Here is a 16,319-nt window from a genome sequence, read left to right on the forward strand (position 1 = left end):
TAAAGTTTCAGGTTTAAAGTTTTGCTACTGAACACTGAGACTGAATACTGATTATTAGATTACTTTAGCTTCGTTGTGTAAGGCGTTTACCAAACCGTCTAAATCGTCTGCTGAAAATAATTTCACGGCAGATTTTGGAGCCGGTTTTTCAAACTTTACTGCTTTGGTATTAACATCAGCACCAATTGGTTCTAAAACCGTCAACACTTTTGTTCTGGCAGTCATGATACCTCTCATGTTTGGAATGCGTAGGTCTTTTTCTTCTACTAAACCTTTTTGGCCTCCGATTACTAAAGGTAAAGCTGCGGCAATGGTTTCTTTTCCACCGTCGATTTCACGAGCAGCTTTGGCTGAATTTCCGTCGATTTTTAATTCGGTACAAGAGTTTACAAAGTTGTAATCTAATAAACCGGCTAACATGCCCGGAACCATTCCACCGTTGTAATCCAAAGATTCTTTTCCGCAGATTACTAAATCGTAACCGCCTGTTTTTACCACTTCGGCTAACTGTTTGGCTACAAAAAAACCGTCTGTAGGCGTAGCATTAACACGAATCGCTTCATTAGCTCCGATGGCTAATGCTTTTCTTAAGGTAGGTTCAGTATCCGGCCCGCCAACATTAACGACAGTTACATTAGCGCCTTGTTGTTCTTGGAACCAAATCGCTCTGGTTAATCCGAACTCGTCATTAGGGTTAATTACGAATTGTACACCATTGGTGTCAAATTCAGAATCACCGTTAACAAAGTTGATTTTTGAAGTAGTATCAGGAACATGGCTGATGCAAACTAATATTTTCATTGTTGTGTCTATTAAGTGAATTTTTTCAAAGCGTAAAAGTATAAAATATATTTCTAATTTTTATATGCATGCATATTATTTTTTCAAATTTCAATCGTTTTCGTAGTATTGGTATAGGAATCTGATAATAATTGAAAGTATTTTCGTTTTGAGAAGCAACCTTTTGGTAAAAACGACTCTACTAAGAAACCAACAAAATTTAAAAAGCTATGAAAAACCTAAACTATTTATTACTAATGCTTGTGTCATTATTATTTTCATGTTCGAATGATGATGACGGATCAGGAACCAATGAGGAAGTATCCCTTTCGGGTTTTGTACAGAAAAACTACAACGTGAGCAGTTCGCCTAATGTTATCATTGATTCTATTTATTATGAATTACAAAATAATAAGATTCTCAGCGCCGTTAGAACGAATGTTTCAACTTCAGTATCGAATAATACGGCTTATGACTACATAGGAAATAAGATTGTATCAACATCAAGTTTTGCTAATGGAGTTATGGCTTTAAAAAACAACTATGTTTATGATTCTAATGACAAACTGATTGAATTTAGACAAGAATCGTATAATACATCCAATCAGATTACGGCTATTCAAAAACACACTTTTACGCATACCCAAGACACTATTTTTTCACAATGGAACAGAAGTACAAATAATGGTGTAAGCTATACCAATATTGCCAACTTTAAAATAGTATTGGATCAAAATCAAAATCGTACTTACTTTGAAGAACAAGACATGATTAACAATGCCGAAGAAAGAGTTCTGACTACTTATGATGCCAATAGTAACATTCTCAATGAGCAATATTTTAATGTGGGAACCAATGGAGAACTTACTTTAACCTTAACCAATTCGGCCACTTATTCCAATTTCACCAATCCTTTAGCCGTGGCTATGAACGCTACTTTTGGAAGGAAAACTTTAATGCTGTTATACCATCTTCAAACCGGCGCTATTAATAATATAAACGCCAGAAATTTATCGCCTAAAACGATGAGTACTTTCACAACTTCGTTTGGCGGTGGAGAAATCGGATTTGAAATTACCAATACGCCTTTTGATATCAATTTTACTCAGATGAGTGATTATAAAACCTTAAATGCTGGAGCGCTTTTTAGCCGATTTAGTTTAGAGTACTTTTTTGAATAAAATGCTCTATTTTGAATTTACAACGTTTTCGTTAAAAACAAGCTCTCTTTTTTATCTGAACAAAATATAAATTCCCGCCAAAAAATATTTTTATCGTTTTTAATTTTTACTTTTGCTTTCCAAAATAGATACAAAGTAATTTACATATGAGAACGATACAATTTAGAGAAGCGATTGCCGAAGCGATGAGTGAAGAAATGCGTCGCGACGAATCAGTATATTTAATGGGTGAAGAAGTAGCCGAATACAACGGTGCTTACAAAGCTTCTAAAGGAATGTTAGATGAGTTCGGACCAAAAAGAGTAATCGACACGCCCATAGCAGAACTTGGTTTTGCCGGAATTGCGGTAGGTTCGGCCATGAATGGTAACCGTCCGATTGTTGAATATATGACGTTTAATTTTTCGTTAGTTGGGATTGATCAAATCATCAATAACGCTGCTAAAATGCGTCAAATGTCTGCCGGACAGTTCCCGATGCCGATGGTATTCCGCGGCCCTACTGCTTCTGCAGGACAATTAGGAGCAACGCACTCACAAGCTTTTGAAAACTGGTTTGCCAACACTCCGGGATTGAAAGTAGTGGTTCCATCAACGGTTTATGATGCTAAAGGATTATTGAAATCAGCTATACGCGATAATGATCCGGTAATTTTCATGGAATCTGAGCAAATGTATGGCGACAAAGGAGAAGTGCCTGAAGAAGAATACACTATTCCATTAGGAGTTGCTGATATCAAAAGAGAAGGAACTGATGTAACTATCGTTTCTTTTGGGAAAATCATCAAAGAAGCTTTTATCGCTGCTGACGAATTGGCGAAAGAAGGTATTTCTTGTGAGATTATCGACTTGAGAACCGTTCGTCCAATGGATTATGATGCGATTATCAATTCGGTTAAAAAAACAAACCGCTTAGTAGTATTAGAAGAAGCTTGGCCATTTGCCAGTGTAGCTTCTGAAATCACTTATATGGTTCAGGAAAGAGCCTTCGATTATCTAGATGCGCCAATCCAAAGAATCACAACGGCTGATACACCTGCACCTTATTCTCCAACCTTATTAAAAGAGTGGTTGCCGAATGCTGAAGATGTAATCAAAGCAGTTAAAAAAGTGACTTATAAATAGATTGTTAGAAAATTCAATCCAAAAATCTAATAATCCAGAAATTTAATAACCTAAATAACTATATTTGAAACTTCATCTGACTAAAAAGATGAAGTTTTTTTTTGCCAATGAAAAAGATATTTACGCTAATTATTTTCCTTTTTGCTTTTGCAAACAGTATTTCTGCTCAAACCAAAGTAAGCGGAATTGTTTTAGACAATTCGAATGAGCCTGTTCCTTATGCCAACATTGTTTTTAAAGGGGCTAAAACCGGTGGAGTTGTTTCCAATGAAGATGGTAGATTTTATATAGAATCTCCCGAAAATTATACAGCGATCATTGTTTCATTTGTTGGGTTTCCCGACAAAGAAGTGCCGTTACCCAAATTAGTCAATTATGATTTTAAGGTTATCCTAAAAGAAGGAAATACTTTGAAAGAAATCAAAATATTTGCAGGGAAAACATCTAAAAAAAACAATCCTGCCTTAGATATTTTGCGAAAAATTTGGGAGCGAAGAAGAAAGAACGGTTTGAAAATGTTCAAACAATACCAATTTGAAAAATATGAAAAGGTTGAATTTGATATGAATACTATCGACAGTGCCTTTATGAGCAAGAAAATTTTCAAAGGAATGGAGTTTGTCTTCAAAAACATTGATACTTCAAGCGTTACCGGAAAAACGTATTTACCGATTTTTATCAACGAATCGATTTCGGATTTTTATGGTGACAATGAAACCAAAAAAACCAAAGAAGTTTTAAAAGCTAATAAAAACTCAGGTTTAGGCAATGGTGATGGTGTGAATATGTTTATCAAAGATTTATACAACGATTTTGATATTTACGACAACTATTTGAACTTTTTCGATAAGAGTTTTGTCAGCCCTTTATCGCGTACCGGAATTGATGTTTATAATTATGTGTTGACCGATACGGCTTTCATTGATAATAAGTGGTGTTACAATATTGTTTTTTATCCAAGGCGTAAAAATGAATTGACTTTTAAAGGAGATTTTTGGGTAAACGATTCGACTTTCGCCATCAAAACCATCAATATGGCAGTGACTAAAAGTGCCAATATCAACTGGGTAAAAGACATTTATATTGAACAAGAATTTGAAGTTTTGAACGATTCTGTTTTCTTACCAACAAGAGATTACATGATGTCTGATTTCGCTTTGCGTAAAAAAGAAGAATCTAAAGGTGTTTACGGAAAAAGAACCACACTTTACAGGAATTTTAAATTCGACGAAAAGAAGCCGGAGAAATTCTACAAACAAGAAGTGAATTTTATTGACAATGAAGTTTACAGTAAAACCGACGAGTTTTGGGAGCAAAATCGTTTTGAAAGACTGAACAAAGATGAAGTTGGTATTTATAAAATGATTGACACTTTGAAAACGGTAAAACGTTTCAAGCAGATGTACAATTTGGTTTCCATTTTAGGTAGCGGTTACATCCAATGGGGTAATTTTGATTACGGACCGATTTTTTCAACACTCGGATTTAACGAAGTCGAAGGTTGGCGTATACGAGCCGGCGGCCGAACCTATTTCGGGCCAAATGATACCTGGCGTTTGCAAGGTTATACCGCTTACGGATTTGAAGATAATAAATTCAAATACGGTGCTTCAGGAAAATGGATGGTTGATAAGAAAAATCGAATCATTCTTTCCGGTGGGAATAGGCGAGATGTAGAGCAAATTGGTGCTAGTTTAACCACGACCAATGATGTTTTAGGAAGAAGTTATGCTTCATCCGGACTCTTTACAACCGGAGCCAATGGAAAGCTGACCAACATCAATTTAAGTACTTTGGCGGCCGAAATTGAACCGGTGAAAAACTTAACATTCCAACTAGGATTTTCTTATCGAACCTTGGAATCTGCTTCTGATACTTTTAGTTTGAATTATTTTACCGATGATACTTTTACAACTACCGCCAGTGAAGTAAAACAGTCAGAAATTAATCTTCAGGTTGAATTTACTCCTAAGCGAAAAACCATCGGTTATGGTGTTGAAAGACGCGAAGTCGATAGTCCGTATAGTCGTTTTTTTATCAACTACAGTCAAGGATTTAAGGGTTTAATTGATAGTGATTTTGATTATCAAAAAATCCAATTGTATTACAAACAACCTATAATAATTGGTGCTTTAGGGCGTTCCAATTTTACTATGGAGTTAGGAAAAACTTTTGGTCAAATTCCATTAGGATTGATGAGTGTTGTTCCGGGAAACCAAACTTATTTTATTATTGAAAACACGTTCAGCAACTTAAATTTTTATGAGTTTGTAACCGATGAATACGCCACTTTTCAATGGGAACACAATTTCAACGGAAAAATATTTGCCAGAATTCCGGCTTTGAGAAAATTAAATCTTCGTGAAATTATTGGAATTCGAGGTGTTTACGGAACTTTTTCCGATGAAAACCAAGCAATTAATGCTTCGGGATTAATCTACAAAGCACCTGAAAAACCTTATTGGGAATACAGCGCGGGTATTGGAAATATCTTCAAAGTATTTCGTTTGGATTTTGCTTGGAGAGCCAATTACAGAGACTTGCCGGACACGAATAATTTCACGATTAAAGGTTCGTTTGGATTCTATTTCTAACCAATGGAAGCGATTGCTTATTTGGTTGAGAAGGATGAAGTATTTCAAAAACTGCATCAGCAATATGGCATTCCTAATATTCCATCGCGTCCTGAAGGCTTCCAAACTTTATGCAAGCTCATTTTAGAACAACAAGTTTCGATTGAATCGGCTCGTGCTTGTTATGTCAAAATTGAAAAGGCGTTAGGCGATGTTACTCCGGAAACTACCATTTGTGCTTCAGAAGAAACGCTGAGAAATTGTGGTGTCAGTCGACAAAAAAACATTTACCTGAAAGCTTTGGCGGAAGCCATTTTAAACAAAACTTTGGTTCTGGAAACCCTTTCTCAAAAACATCCCGATGAAGTCAGAAACGAATTAATCAAAATCAAAGGCATCGGTCATTGGACAATCGATGTTTATTTGATGTTCTCCTTGCAATCTCCTGATATACTTCCGATGGGTGATATAGCTGTGGTCAATACGATTAAAGAATTATACGGTTGCGAAGATAAAGAAGCGATGATCTTGCTGGCTGAGAATTGGAAACCTTACCGAAGTATGGCGACTTTCTTTCTTTGGCACCATTATTTGATAAAACGAAACCGCAAATTTATAGTGTAGTTTTATCTGAAAATCCCATATCTGAAAATACAATAGATGGCATGAAAACCATCTCGCCAACTGATTTTTTTGCCTTCTTCAAAAGTTCTGCCGTAATAACTAATGCCAACTTCGTAGATTCTAACTTTTGGAATTCGAGCCACTTTTTGAGTGACTTCAGGCTCAAACCCAAATCTTTTTTCTTTAAGTGTAATCGATTTTAAAACTTCAGTACGAAACATTTTGTAGCAAGTTTCCATGTCGGTTAAATTCAAGTTGGAAAACATATTGCTCAAAAAAGTCAAAAACTTATTTCCGATGCTATGCCAAAAGAACAAAATGCGGTGTGGTTTTCCGCCCATAAACCGACTGCCGTAAACCACATCGGCTACATCATCAATTATGGGTTTTAAAAGAATATTGTATTCTTGAGGATCATATTCCAAATCAGCATCTTGAATCACGATTACTTCTCCGGAGGCTTTTTCTATTCCGGTGTGTAAGGCCGCGCCTTTGCCTTTGTTTTTAGTATGTTCTAAAAAAACAATGTTCAACTCAGGATTGTTCAAGATATAAGTTTGTATACTTTTTACGGTATTGTCTTTACTGCAATCATTCACAATAATGACTTCTTTTTCAATAGCATTAATCAGTGAAACGGCTTTTATCTTGTCCAATATTTTATAAATAGTTGGACCTTCATTGTAGGCTGGAATTACGATAGAAAGGGTTTTAATCGCCATTTGGATTTAATTATTTCTCAAAAATAGTTTTTTTGCCTAAGTAAGCAATAATTTACTTTAAATACATGTATATCAATTGAACTAATATTCCCCAATTATATTGTTTTTATTTGTTAAAGTTTTGTTACTTTTGCGACCGATAAAATTTATAACAAAAATTATATTTATGGAATCAATGATGATTTATGTGCCAATAGTGATGGCATTAATTGGATTAGCTTTTATGGCTATCAAAAGATCTTGGGTTTTGAAACAAGATGCAGGTGATGGCAAAATGAAAGAGATATCAGATTATATTTATGAAGGAGCTTTAGCTTTTCTAAAAGCTGAATACAGATTATTGGCAGTATTCGTATTGATTGCCAGTGCTGTGTTAGCCGGGATTTCTTTTTTAGTTCCAACAACACACATATTAATTGTAGTGGCTTTTATTTTCGGAGCTTTCTTTTCTGCCTTAGCAGGAAATATGGGGATGAAAATTGCAACCAAGACCAACGTTAGAACTACACAAGCGGCTCGTTCAAGTTTGCCTCAAGCTTTGAAAGTTTCTTTCGGTGGTGGAACAGTAATGGGATTAGGTGTTGCAGGTTTAGCCGTTCTAGGTTTGACAGGTTTCTTTATTCTTTTCTTCCGTTATTTTATGAATGGCGTTTGGACTTCTACAGAAGACATGACTATCGTTTTAGAAACGTTAGCCGGTTTCTCTTTGGGAGCTGAATCTATCGCTTTGTTTGCTCGTGTTGGTGGTGGTATTTATACCAAAGCGGCTGATGTTGGTGCCGACTTAGTAGGTAAAGTTGAAGCTGGAATTCCTGAGGATGATCCAAGAAACCCTGCAACTATTGCCGATAACGTAGGAGATAACGTAGGTGACGTTGCCGGTATGGGTGCCGATTTATTTGGTTCGTATGTAGCAACTGTATTGGCTGCGATGGTTCTTGGGAACTACGTAATCAAAGATATGGGTGGAAAAATCGAAGACGCTTTCGGTGGTATTGGTCCAATTTTATTGCCAATGGCAATTGCCGGTTTCGGAATCTTATTCTCTATCATCGGAACGATGTTAGTAAAAATATCAAGTGATGACGCTAAAGAAAAACAAGTTCAAGGGGCTTTAAATGTTGGAAACTGGGTTTCTATCATCTTAACGGCTATTTCTTGTTTCTTCTTAGTGAAATATTTGTTGCCGGAAACAATGACCATGGAATTCTATGGTGAAGGGGCACAACAAATTTCTTCAATGAGAGTATTCTACGCGACTATCGTTGGATTGGTAGTTGGTGGAGTTATTTCTTCTGTTACTGAATATTACACAGGTTTAGGTACAAAACCGGTTTTGGCTATTGTACAAAAATCTTCAACAGGTGCAGGAACTAACGTAATCGCCGGTTTAGCGACTGGTATGATTTCTACTTTCCCAACCGTATTATTATTCGCTGGTGCTATCTGGGCTTCTTATGCTTTTGCCGGTTTCTATGGTGTGGCTTTAGCTGCTTCAGCTATGATGGCTACAACCGCTATGCAATTAGCAATCGATGCCTTCGGACCAATCTCTGATAACGCCGGTGGTATCGCTGAAATGAGTGAATTACCAAAAGAAGTTCGTACAAGAACAGACATTTTGGATTCAGTAGGTAACACTACCGCTGCCACAGGTAAAGGTTTTGCTATAGCTTCTGCTGCGTTGACTTCATTGGCTTTATTCGCTGCTTACGTAACTTTCACAGGAATTGATGGTATCAATATCTTCAAAGCACCTGTTTTAGCAATGTTGTTCGTTGGAGGTATGATTCCTGTAGTGTTCTCTGCTTTGGCAATGAATTCTGTTGGTAAAGCGGCCATGGACATGGTGTACGAAGTACGTCGTCAGTTCAAAGAAATTCCGGGTATCATGGAAGGTACAGGAAAACCTGAATATGGTAAATGTGTAGAGATTTCTACTAAAGCTGCGTTAAGAGAAATGATGTTGCCGGGTGTTTTAACCATTGGTTTCCCAATTGCAATCGTATTATTGGGTAAATTAGTTTACGCAGACAACAACCAATTAATCGCTGAAATGTTAGGTGGTTATATGGCCGGAGTTACCGTTTCTGGTGTGCTTTGGGCAGTGTTCCAAAACAACGCAGGTGGTGCTTGGGATAATGCTAAAAAATCTTTCGAAGCAGGTGTTGAAATCAACGGAGAAATGACATACAAAGGTTCTGATGCTCACAAAGCAGCCGTAACTGGAGATACTGTTGGTGATCCATTTAAAGACACTTCTGGTCCATCGATGAACATCTTAATCAAATTAACTTGTTTGATTGGTTTAGTTATCGCGCCAATCTTAGGTGGTCACGAAGCCGGTGCTGCAGATCATAAAGCTATGAAATGTTCTACTGAAATGAAAGCTTGTAAAGATGGTGGAATGATAGGCAAATGCGACATGAGCAAATGTAAAGACATGACCAAAGAAGAATGTGCTAAAATGTGCGATTCTTTAGGTTGTACACCTGAACAAAAAGAAGCTTGCTTATCTCACTACGGTGCTGACGGTAAATTCATCGCTAACAAAAAAGACTGTTGTGCAAAATCTGAAGCGGCTACAGCTACTAAAGACGTAAGAGTTGAAATTACCAACACTAACGGTAAGGCGAAAGCTACTGTAACTACTACAGTAGGCGGAACGGCTACAACACAAACTTTTGAAGGTACAGAAGCTGAAGTAAAAGCTAAAGTAGATGCTTTAAAATAGTCGTAAGATTTTAATATAATAAATATGCCTCGCAACCGCGGGGCATTTTTTTTGTCTTTTTTGTTTAAATTAGCCAAGACAAACAACACTTCTATGACTCATAAATTTGCCTTCTTTTTACTGTTATTTTTCAATCTTGCCTTTTCGCAAAATTCATTGCCTTTAATTCCGCAACCAACACAAATGCAAGTTGTCAGCGGTTATTTTGATTTGACAGCCGAAACGGTAATCATAGCCGAGAGCAATTCTTTTGAAGCTAATTATTTAAAAGAAATTATCAAACAGCAACTCGGACTTGATTTGAAAATTTCCCTTTCTTCTGAAGCAAAATCCAAAATAAAACTCACACTCGAGTTTATGGAAACGGATGATAAAAACGAGTTTTATGCTCTTTCCGTAGCCCAAGACAAAATCGAAATAAGAGCCGTCAAGGCCAATGGCTTTTTTTATGGAATTCAAACACTTTTGCAGTTATTGCCATCAGAAAATGACACTGCTATAAAGATACCATGTTTAAATATTTTTGATGATCCTAAATACAAATGGCGCGGCATGCACCTCGATTGCGCCCGACATTTCTTCTCCGTAGATTTCATCAAAAAATATATTGATTATTTAGCGATGTACAAGTTCAATACGTTTCATTGGCACTTGACCGATGACCAAGGCTGGCGCATCGAAATCAAACAATATCCTAAACTGACCGAAGTCGGCGCATGGCGAAACGGTTCGATGGTTGGTCACTACAACGAACAAAAATACGACACCATTCGCTATGGTGGATTTTATACGCAAGACCAAATCAAAGAAGTGATCGCCTATGCCAAACAACGTCACATTACAGTGGTGCCCGAAATTGAAATGCCCGGTCATGCTGTTGCCGCTTTAGCTGCCTATCCACAATATTCCTGTACCGGCGGTCCGTTTGAAGTAGGCAAACAATGGGGCGTTTTAGACGATGTATTCTGTCCCAAAGAGGAAACTTTCACGTTTCTGGAAAATATTTTATCCGAAGTCATCGCTCTATTCCCGTCTCAATACATACACATCGGCGGTGACGAATGTCCAAAAACCCGTTGGAAAAATTGTCCACATTGTCAAAATTTGATGAAAGCAAAAGGATTGAAAGACGAGCACGAACTTCAAAGCTATTTCATCCAAAGAATAGAAAAATTTGTCAACAGCAAAGGGCGAAAAATTATCGGTTGGGACGAAATTCTCGAAGGCGGTTTGGCTCCAAATGCAGCCGTAATGAGTTGGCGTGGAACCGAAGGCGGAATTGTAGCAGCCAAACAAAATCATTATGTAGTCATGTCACCGGGCTCACATTGCTATTTCGACCATTATCAGGGAAATCCAAAGAATGAACCATTGGCTTTTGGCGGATTTACACCGGTAGAAAAAGTCTATTCGTTTAATCCTACACCAAAGGAATTATCAACCGAAGAAACAAAATACATTCTCGGAGCGCAAGCCAATGTTTGGACAGAATACATAGAAACAACTAGACAAGTTGAATACATGATTTTCCCCAGAATGATGGCGCTATCTGAAGTGCTTTGGGGAACATCCAATCCGGAAAAGTATATCGATTTTGAAAAGAGAATGATTCAACATTTTTCTGTTTTAGATAGAAAAGGCATCAACTACAGTAAAGCGATTTTTGAAATTAGTTCAGAGGTGATGCCAAAACCCGGTGGTAATGGTGTGTTGTATTTATTGAAAACCAATCAACAACCCAACGGAATTCATTATACAACCGATGGAACTAATCCAACAGCTCAATCAAAGATTTACAATCAACCATTGGAAATTACCAAATCACAAACGATCAAATCAGCGTATTTCGAAAATGATCTTGCCAAAAGCAATCTCGCTGAACAATCGTTCTTCATTCATAAAGCCACAAGCCAATTGGTTTCGCTACAAAATCAACCCAATGGGAATTATGCCAAAGGCGGTGGTTTTACTTTGGTCGATGGGATTAAAGGTGATAAAGCCAAATTCGGACAACATTGGTTAGGCTTTTCGGGCACCGACTTAAATGCGACTATCGATTTAGGCAGTAAACAAAAAATCAATAAATTAAGTGTTGGATTGTTGAGCAGTCCTTCTTCATGGATTTATTTCCCCAAAAAAGTAACTTTCCAAGTTTCAGAAAATATGACGCAATTTGAAACTGTCGGTACTTTTTCTTCCGAAGAAATTCAAAAAGCGAATGGTCAAGTTGAACTTAAATGCAATCATAAAAACATACAATTTGTAAAAGTAACGGTCGAAAACTTCGGCACTATTCCCGACGGTCAACCCGGAGCCGGAAACAAAGCTTGGCTTTTTGCAGATGAAATAACCGTAGAATAACCATGAGCAATCGCAGAAACTTTCTCAAAACAGCCGCCGCAGGGTCAGTAGCCTTGGCGCTGTATTCATTTACTTCTAAAGAAGATCATTCGGCAAAGCCCAAAGGTAAAATCAATAAACCCATCGTTATTTCTACCTGGAACTTCGGAGTGCAAGCCAATGGCGCTGCATGGGAAATTCTAAAGAATAACGGTCGAGCACTCGATGCGGTAGAAGCCGGAGTTAAAGTTCCCGAAGCCGATCCCAAAGAAAGAAGTGTCGGCTACGGCGGAAGACCGGACAGAGACGGCAAAGTAACACTCGACGCTTGCATCATGGACGAATTTTCGAATATCGGTGCGGTAGCGGCTTTGGAACACATTAAACATCCGATTTCTGTCGCACGAGTTGTGATGGAAAAAACACCTCATGTAATGTTAGTCGGTGATGGCGCATTACAATTTGCGTTGTCTCAAGGCTTCAAAAAAGAAAATCTTTTAGTAGAAGACTCCAAAAAAGAATGGAAAGAATGGCTCAAAACCAGTCAGTACAAACCCATAGCCAATATTGAAAATCACGATACGATCGGCATGATTGCTTTGGATGTTCACGGGAATCTTTCCGGCGCTTGTACCACTAGCGGTATGGCTTTCAAAATGCACGGTCGAGTAGGTGATTCACCTATCATCGGTGCGGGTTTGTATGTCGATAATGAAATTGGCGCTGCCACCGCAACAGGTCATGGCGAAGAAGTAATTCGAATTGCCGGTTGCCATTTAGTAGTAGAATTAATGCGACAAGGAAAATCTCCGCAGCAAGCTTGTGAAGAAGCCGTTTCGCGTATTGTAAAACTGACTCAAAATCGAAATAAAAACCTCAAAGATATTCAGGTTGGGTTCATCGCTTTAGACAAACAAGGGAATTACGGGTCGTATTGTATTCAAAGCGGATTCAACTATGCGGTTAATGACCATTCCGGAAGTAAGTTGGTTGACGCTGACTACTTTTTAAAATAAATCTGTTAAAATCCGTTTAATCTGTGTAATCTATTGCTAATTAAATGTCTTCCAATAGAAAATTAGAAATCGCTTGTTTCAACTTAGAATCTGCACTCATCGCTCAAGAAAACGGAGCCGATAGAGTGGAACTTTGTGCCGGAATAGCTGTTGGTGGTACAACTCCTAATTTTGAAACTGTCAAGCTAGCCAGAGAAAAGTTAACCATCGATTTGTACGTCATGATTCGACCTCGTGGAGGAAACTTTGTTTATTCTGAGGAAGAATTACAGCAAATGCAATCCGATATTTTAGGCTTAAAGGAACTAAAAGTTGACGGCTTTGTATTCGGGATTTTGAAAGAAGATAAGGCGATTAATTTAGAACAAAATAAAACTTTAATCGATTTGGCTAACCCATTGCCATGCACGTTTCACCGCGCTTTTGATGAAGTTGAAAATGGTTTTGAAGCTTTGGAAGAAATCATCGATTGCGGATTTAAAACGATTTTAACTTCGGGTCAAGCCCAAAATGTGAATGAAGGTATGAGTCGTTTAGCCGAATTAATTTCCGAAGCCAATAACCGAATCACCATCATGCCTGGTGGCGGTTTGCGCTCTACGAACATTAAAACCATTCAACAAAATACCAAAGCTGTTTTTTACCATTCGTCTGCTATTACAGACGGAAGTGAAGTCGCAAACGCAACCGAAATTCAAGCCTTAAAATCCAAGCTCCAATGAACTTAAAAGTCTTATATGGTTCAAATCTCAAGAAGTATTTATTACTGCTATTGTTGTGCACTTCAATAATAGCGATTGGTCAAAACAACCATCGTAATCTTAGTGCAGAAAATTGGGCTTTCAAAAAAGCAGCCGATGTTAAATGGCTTCCCGCAAAAATTCCCGGAACGGTGCACACCGATTTGTTGGCCAATAAAGTCATACCCGACCCATTTTTTGGAGCCAATGAAAAACAGTTGCAATGGATTGAAAACGAAGATTGGCAATACCAAACGACTTTCACCATTACCAAAGCAGAATTGAACCATCAAAATGCCGTTTTACAATTCGATGGCTTAGACACTTTTGCTGAAGTTTTTTTAAACGGAATCAAAATCCTTTCTGCCAACAATATGTTCCGAACTTGGGAAGTTGACGTTAAGAAAGTGCTGAAAGTAGGACAAAATAAACTTCAAATCACTTTTGCTTCTGCCGTTAAAAAAGGAAAAGAAGAAGCTAAAAAGCTACCTTATACTTTACCCGGAGATGAAAAAGTCTTCACCCGAAAAGCGCAATACCATTTCGGTTGGGATTGGGGACCGCGATTCGTTACGGCTGGAATTTACAAGAAAGTAGCGCTTCATTTTTGGGACAATGCCACAATATCAAACCTCAAAACCAATCAAGATTTAACTGATGAAGATTTGGCGAAAGTTGTTTTTATGGTAGAAATAAATAGCACAAGTGCTTCTCAATACCAATTAAAAATCAATAATAAATCAGCATCAATCTCACTCAAAAAAGGCAAAAACAATTTATCATTCACCTACGAAATTGCGAATCCGAAATTGTGGTGGCCGAATGGTTTAGGGAAAGCCCATTTATATCCTTTTGAGGTTAGCTTAACCCAAAACAATCAAATTATTGACTCAAAAAAATTAAATATCGGCTTGCGAACTATCGAATTAGTTCAAGAAAAAGATGAAATCGGTAAGAGCTTTTATTTTAAAGTCAACGGGAAACCGGTCTTTATGAAAGGCGCTAACGTAATTCCGCCCGATAGTTTTTTGCCACGTGTAACCGATTCTGTTTACCAATCTATCGTTAAAAATGCCATCGATGCTAACATGAATATGCTACGCGTTTGGGGTGGCGGCGTTTATGCGGAAGATGTTTTTTATGAAGAATGCGACCAAAAAGGCATTTTAGTTTGGCAAGATTTTATGTTTGCTTGCGCGATGTATCCCGGCGATGCCGCCTTTTTAGTCAATGTAAAACAAGAAGTCATTGACAACGTTTCTCGTTTGCAAAACCATCCAAGTTTGGCGCTTTGGTGCGGCAATAACGAAAACGATGAAGGTTGGCACAATTGGGGTTGGCAGAAGCAATACAACTATTCAGAAGCCGATTCGACTAAAATTTGGAAAGATTACCAAAAGTTATTTCACGAACTTATTCCTCAAACGCTTGACAGTTTATTGCCAAAAAGCGAAAACCGTTATTGGCCTTCGTCTCCGTCAATCGGTTGGGGAAGAAAGGAAAGTTTGCTTAGCGGTGATGCTCATTATTGGGGCGTTTGGTGGGGAATGGAGCCTTTTGAAATGTACCAAAAAAAGGTCGGGCGTTTCATGAGCGAATATGGTTTTCAAGGAATGCCCGATGTTAAAACGTTTCAGGCTTTCGCCAAAAGTGACGAATTGAACTTTGATTCGGAAGCTGTCAAAAACCATCAAAAACATCCAACGGGATATAAAACCATCAACGAGTACATGGCTAGAGATTACCAAGTACCGGAAAGTTTTGAAGACTATATTTATGTGTCTCAATTGCTACAAGCTGAAGGCATGAAAATGGCAATTGAAGCCCATCGAACCGATCGAAAATGCATGGGAACTTTGTTTTGGCAACTCAATGATTGTTGGCCCGTGACTTCTTGGAGTTCGGTGGATTATTATGGAAGATGGAAAGCGTTTCAATATCAGGCGAAGCGAAGTTTTGAGAAGGTGTTGATTTCGGTTAAAGAAAAAGAGAATCAATATGATATTATGATTATCAATGATGATTTCAAATCTTTTGATGCTCGTTTTGATGTTCAATTATTCGATTTCACAGGAGAACTACTATGGGATGCGGTGGCAGCGGTTGTTATTCCTGAGAACTCAGCTTTGATTCATTTAGCCATTCCTAAAAAAGATTTTGGAGGATTTGATTTGAAAAATGCGGTGCTTGCTGTTTCGTTTAATTCGAAAGATAAATCGGCTAATTCGCTTTATTATTTTGTTAAGCCTAAAGATTTACAACTCACCAAACCCAATATTCAGATTATTAAACTTGACGAGTTGACATATGAGATTTCTTCTGATGTGTTGGCCAAAAATGTTTTTTTGTTTTCGGAAGAAGTTACTTTTTTCAGCAATAATTATTTTGATATTTTACCGGGTCAAAAAGTGCAAATTAAATTATCAAAACCGATTAGCAGTATAAATGCAAAATCATTATTTGATACTTTAAGGTAAACAACTAA

General features: G+C 37.6%; 11 protein-coding genes. 9 read left to right on the top strand and 2 right to left on the bottom strand.

Annotated elements, in window-relative coordinates; genetic code table 11:
* Positions 1-54 precede the first annotated feature (54 nt).
* Positions 55-801 (bottom strand): electron transfer flavoprotein subunit beta/FixA family protein, encoded by a 747-nt coding sequence (locus tag ACK4R1_RS03975; RefSeq protein WP_409683901.1) that lies wholly within the window; start codon positions 799-801, stop codon positions 55-57.
* 209 nt (positions 802-1,010) lie between these two features.
* On the opposite strand from ACK4R1_RS03975, the gene ACK4R1_RS03980 reads away from it, so the two are divergent.
* The 4 genes from ACK4R1_RS03980 (at position 1,011) to ACK4R1_RS03995 (ending at position 6,282) form a co-directional block, all read left to right on the top strand.
* The gene (locus tag ACK4R1_RS03980; protein ID WP_409683903.1) at positions 1,011-1,961 is read left to right on the top strand and encodes a hypothetical protein; all 951 of its coding nucleotides are present in this window, start codon (positions 1,011-1,013) and stop codon (positions 1,959-1,961) included.
* Positions 1,962-2,107: 146 nt separating this feature from the next.
* A complete protein-coding gene (locus tag ACK4R1_RS03985) occupies positions 2,108-3,085 on the top strand; it encodes a pyruvate dehydrogenase complex E1 component subunit beta (protein WP_409683905.1) in 978 nt (325 codons plus the stop codon).
* Between the two features lie 107 nt (positions 3,086-3,192).
* Positions 3,193-5,679: a DUF5686 family protein gene (locus ACK4R1_RS03990; RefSeq protein WP_409683907.1), complete on the top strand. Its 2,487-nt coding sequence runs from the start codon at positions 3,193-3,195 to the stop codon at positions 5,677-5,679.
* Between the two features lie 3 nt (positions 5,680-5,682).
* Complete coding sequence (locus tag ACK4R1_RS03995) at positions 5,683-6,282, top strand: DNA-3-methyladenine glycosylase family protein (protein ID WP_409683909.1); 600 nt, start codon at positions 5,683-5,685, stop codon at positions 6,280-6,282.
* Between the two features lie 2 nt (positions 6,283-6,284).
* On the opposite strand, the gene ACK4R1_RS04000 is transcribed toward ACK4R1_RS03995, so the two are convergent.
* Positions 6,285-7,004: a glycosyltransferase family 2 protein gene (locus ACK4R1_RS04000; RefSeq protein ID WP_409683910.1), complete on the bottom strand. Its 720-nt coding sequence runs from the start codon at positions 7,002-7,004 to the stop codon at positions 6,285-6,287.
* 166 nt (positions 7,005-7,170) lie between these two features.
* On the opposite strand from ACK4R1_RS04000, the gene ACK4R1_RS04005 reads away from it, so the two are divergent.
* The 5 genes from ACK4R1_RS04005 to ACK4R1_RS04025 all read left to right on the top strand — a co-directional run bounded on the left by ACK4R1_RS04005 (position 7,171) and on the right by ACK4R1_RS04025 (position 16,311).
* Positions 7,171-9,738: a sodium-translocating pyrophosphatase gene (locus ACK4R1_RS04005; RefSeq protein WP_409683913.1), complete on the top strand. Its 2,568-nt coding sequence runs from the start codon at positions 7,171-7,173 to the stop codon at positions 9,736-9,738.
* Positions 9,739-9,831: 93 nt separating this feature from the next.
* Positions 9,832-12,099: a family 20 glycosylhydrolase gene (locus tag ACK4R1_RS04010; RefSeq protein WP_409683915.1), complete on the top strand. Its 2,268-nt coding sequence runs from the start codon at positions 9,832-9,834 to the stop codon at positions 12,097-12,099.
* A gap of 2 nt (positions 12,100-12,101) precedes the next feature.
* Complete coding sequence (locus ACK4R1_RS04015) at positions 12,102-13,094, top strand: isoaspartyl peptidase/L-asparaginase family protein (protein WP_409683917.1); 993 nt, start codon at positions 12,102-12,104, stop codon at positions 13,092-13,094.
* Between the two features lie 44 nt (positions 13,095-13,138).
* A complete protein-coding gene (locus tag ACK4R1_RS04020; protein ID WP_409683919.1) occupies positions 13,139-13,816 on the top strand; it encodes a copper homeostasis protein CutC in 678 nt (225 codons plus the stop codon).
* Entirely contained in the window at positions 13,813-16,311 is a 2,499-nt protein-coding gene (locus ACK4R1_RS04025) for a beta-mannosidase (protein WP_409683921.1), read from the top strand. Before ACK4R1_RS04020 ends, ACK4R1_RS04025 begins: the two co-directional genes overlap by 4 nt.
* Positions 16,312-16,319 lie beyond the last annotated feature (8 nt).

The sequence above is a fragment of the Flavobacterium sp. genome (assembly GCF_046293665.1).
Lineage (GTDB): Bacteria > Bacteroidota > Bacteroidia > Flavobacteriales > Flavobacteriaceae > Flavobacterium.

Bases quoted from the DNA above. Each gene is read 5' to 3' on its own strand.
- ACK4R1_RS03975 (WP_409683901.1), bottom strand. From the start codon at position 801: ATGAAAATATTAGTTTGCATCAGCCATGTTCCTGATACTACTTCAAAA.
- ACK4R1_RS03980 (WP_409683903.1), top strand. From the start codon at position 1,011: ATGAAAAACCTAAACTATTTATTACTAATGCTTGTGTCATTATTATTT.
- ACK4R1_RS03985 (WP_409683905.1), top strand. From the start codon at position 2,108: ATGAGAACGATACAATTTAGAGAAGCGATTGCCGAAGCGATGAGTGAA.
- ACK4R1_RS03990 (WP_409683907.1), top strand. From the start codon at position 3,193: ATGAAAAAGATATTTACGCTAATTATTTTCCTTTTTGCTTTTGCAAAC.
- ACK4R1_RS03995 (WP_409683909.1), top strand. From the start codon at position 5,683: ATGGAAGCGATTGCTTATTTGGTTGAGAAGGATGAAGTATTTCAAAAA.
- ACK4R1_RS04000 (WP_409683910.1), bottom strand. From the start codon at position 7,004: ATGGCGATTAAAACCCTTTCTATCGTAATTCCAGCCTACAATGAAGGT.
- ACK4R1_RS04005 (WP_409683913.1), top strand. From the start codon at position 7,171: ATGGAATCAATGATGATTTATGTGCCAATAGTGATGGCATTAATTGGA.
- ACK4R1_RS04010 (WP_409683915.1), top strand. From the start codon at position 9,832: ATGACTCATAAATTTGCCTTCTTTTTACTGTTATTTTTCAATCTTGCC.
- ACK4R1_RS04015 (WP_409683917.1), top strand. From the start codon at position 12,102: ATGAGCAATCGCAGAAACTTTCTCAAAACAGCCGCCGCAGGGTCAGTA.
- ACK4R1_RS04020 (WP_409683919.1), top strand. From the start codon at position 13,139: ATGTCTTCCAATAGAAAATTAGAAATCGCTTGTTTCAACTTAGAATCT.
- ACK4R1_RS04025 (WP_409683921.1), top strand. From the start codon at position 13,813: ATGAACTTAAAAGTCTTATATGGTTCAAATCTCAAGAAGTATTTATTA.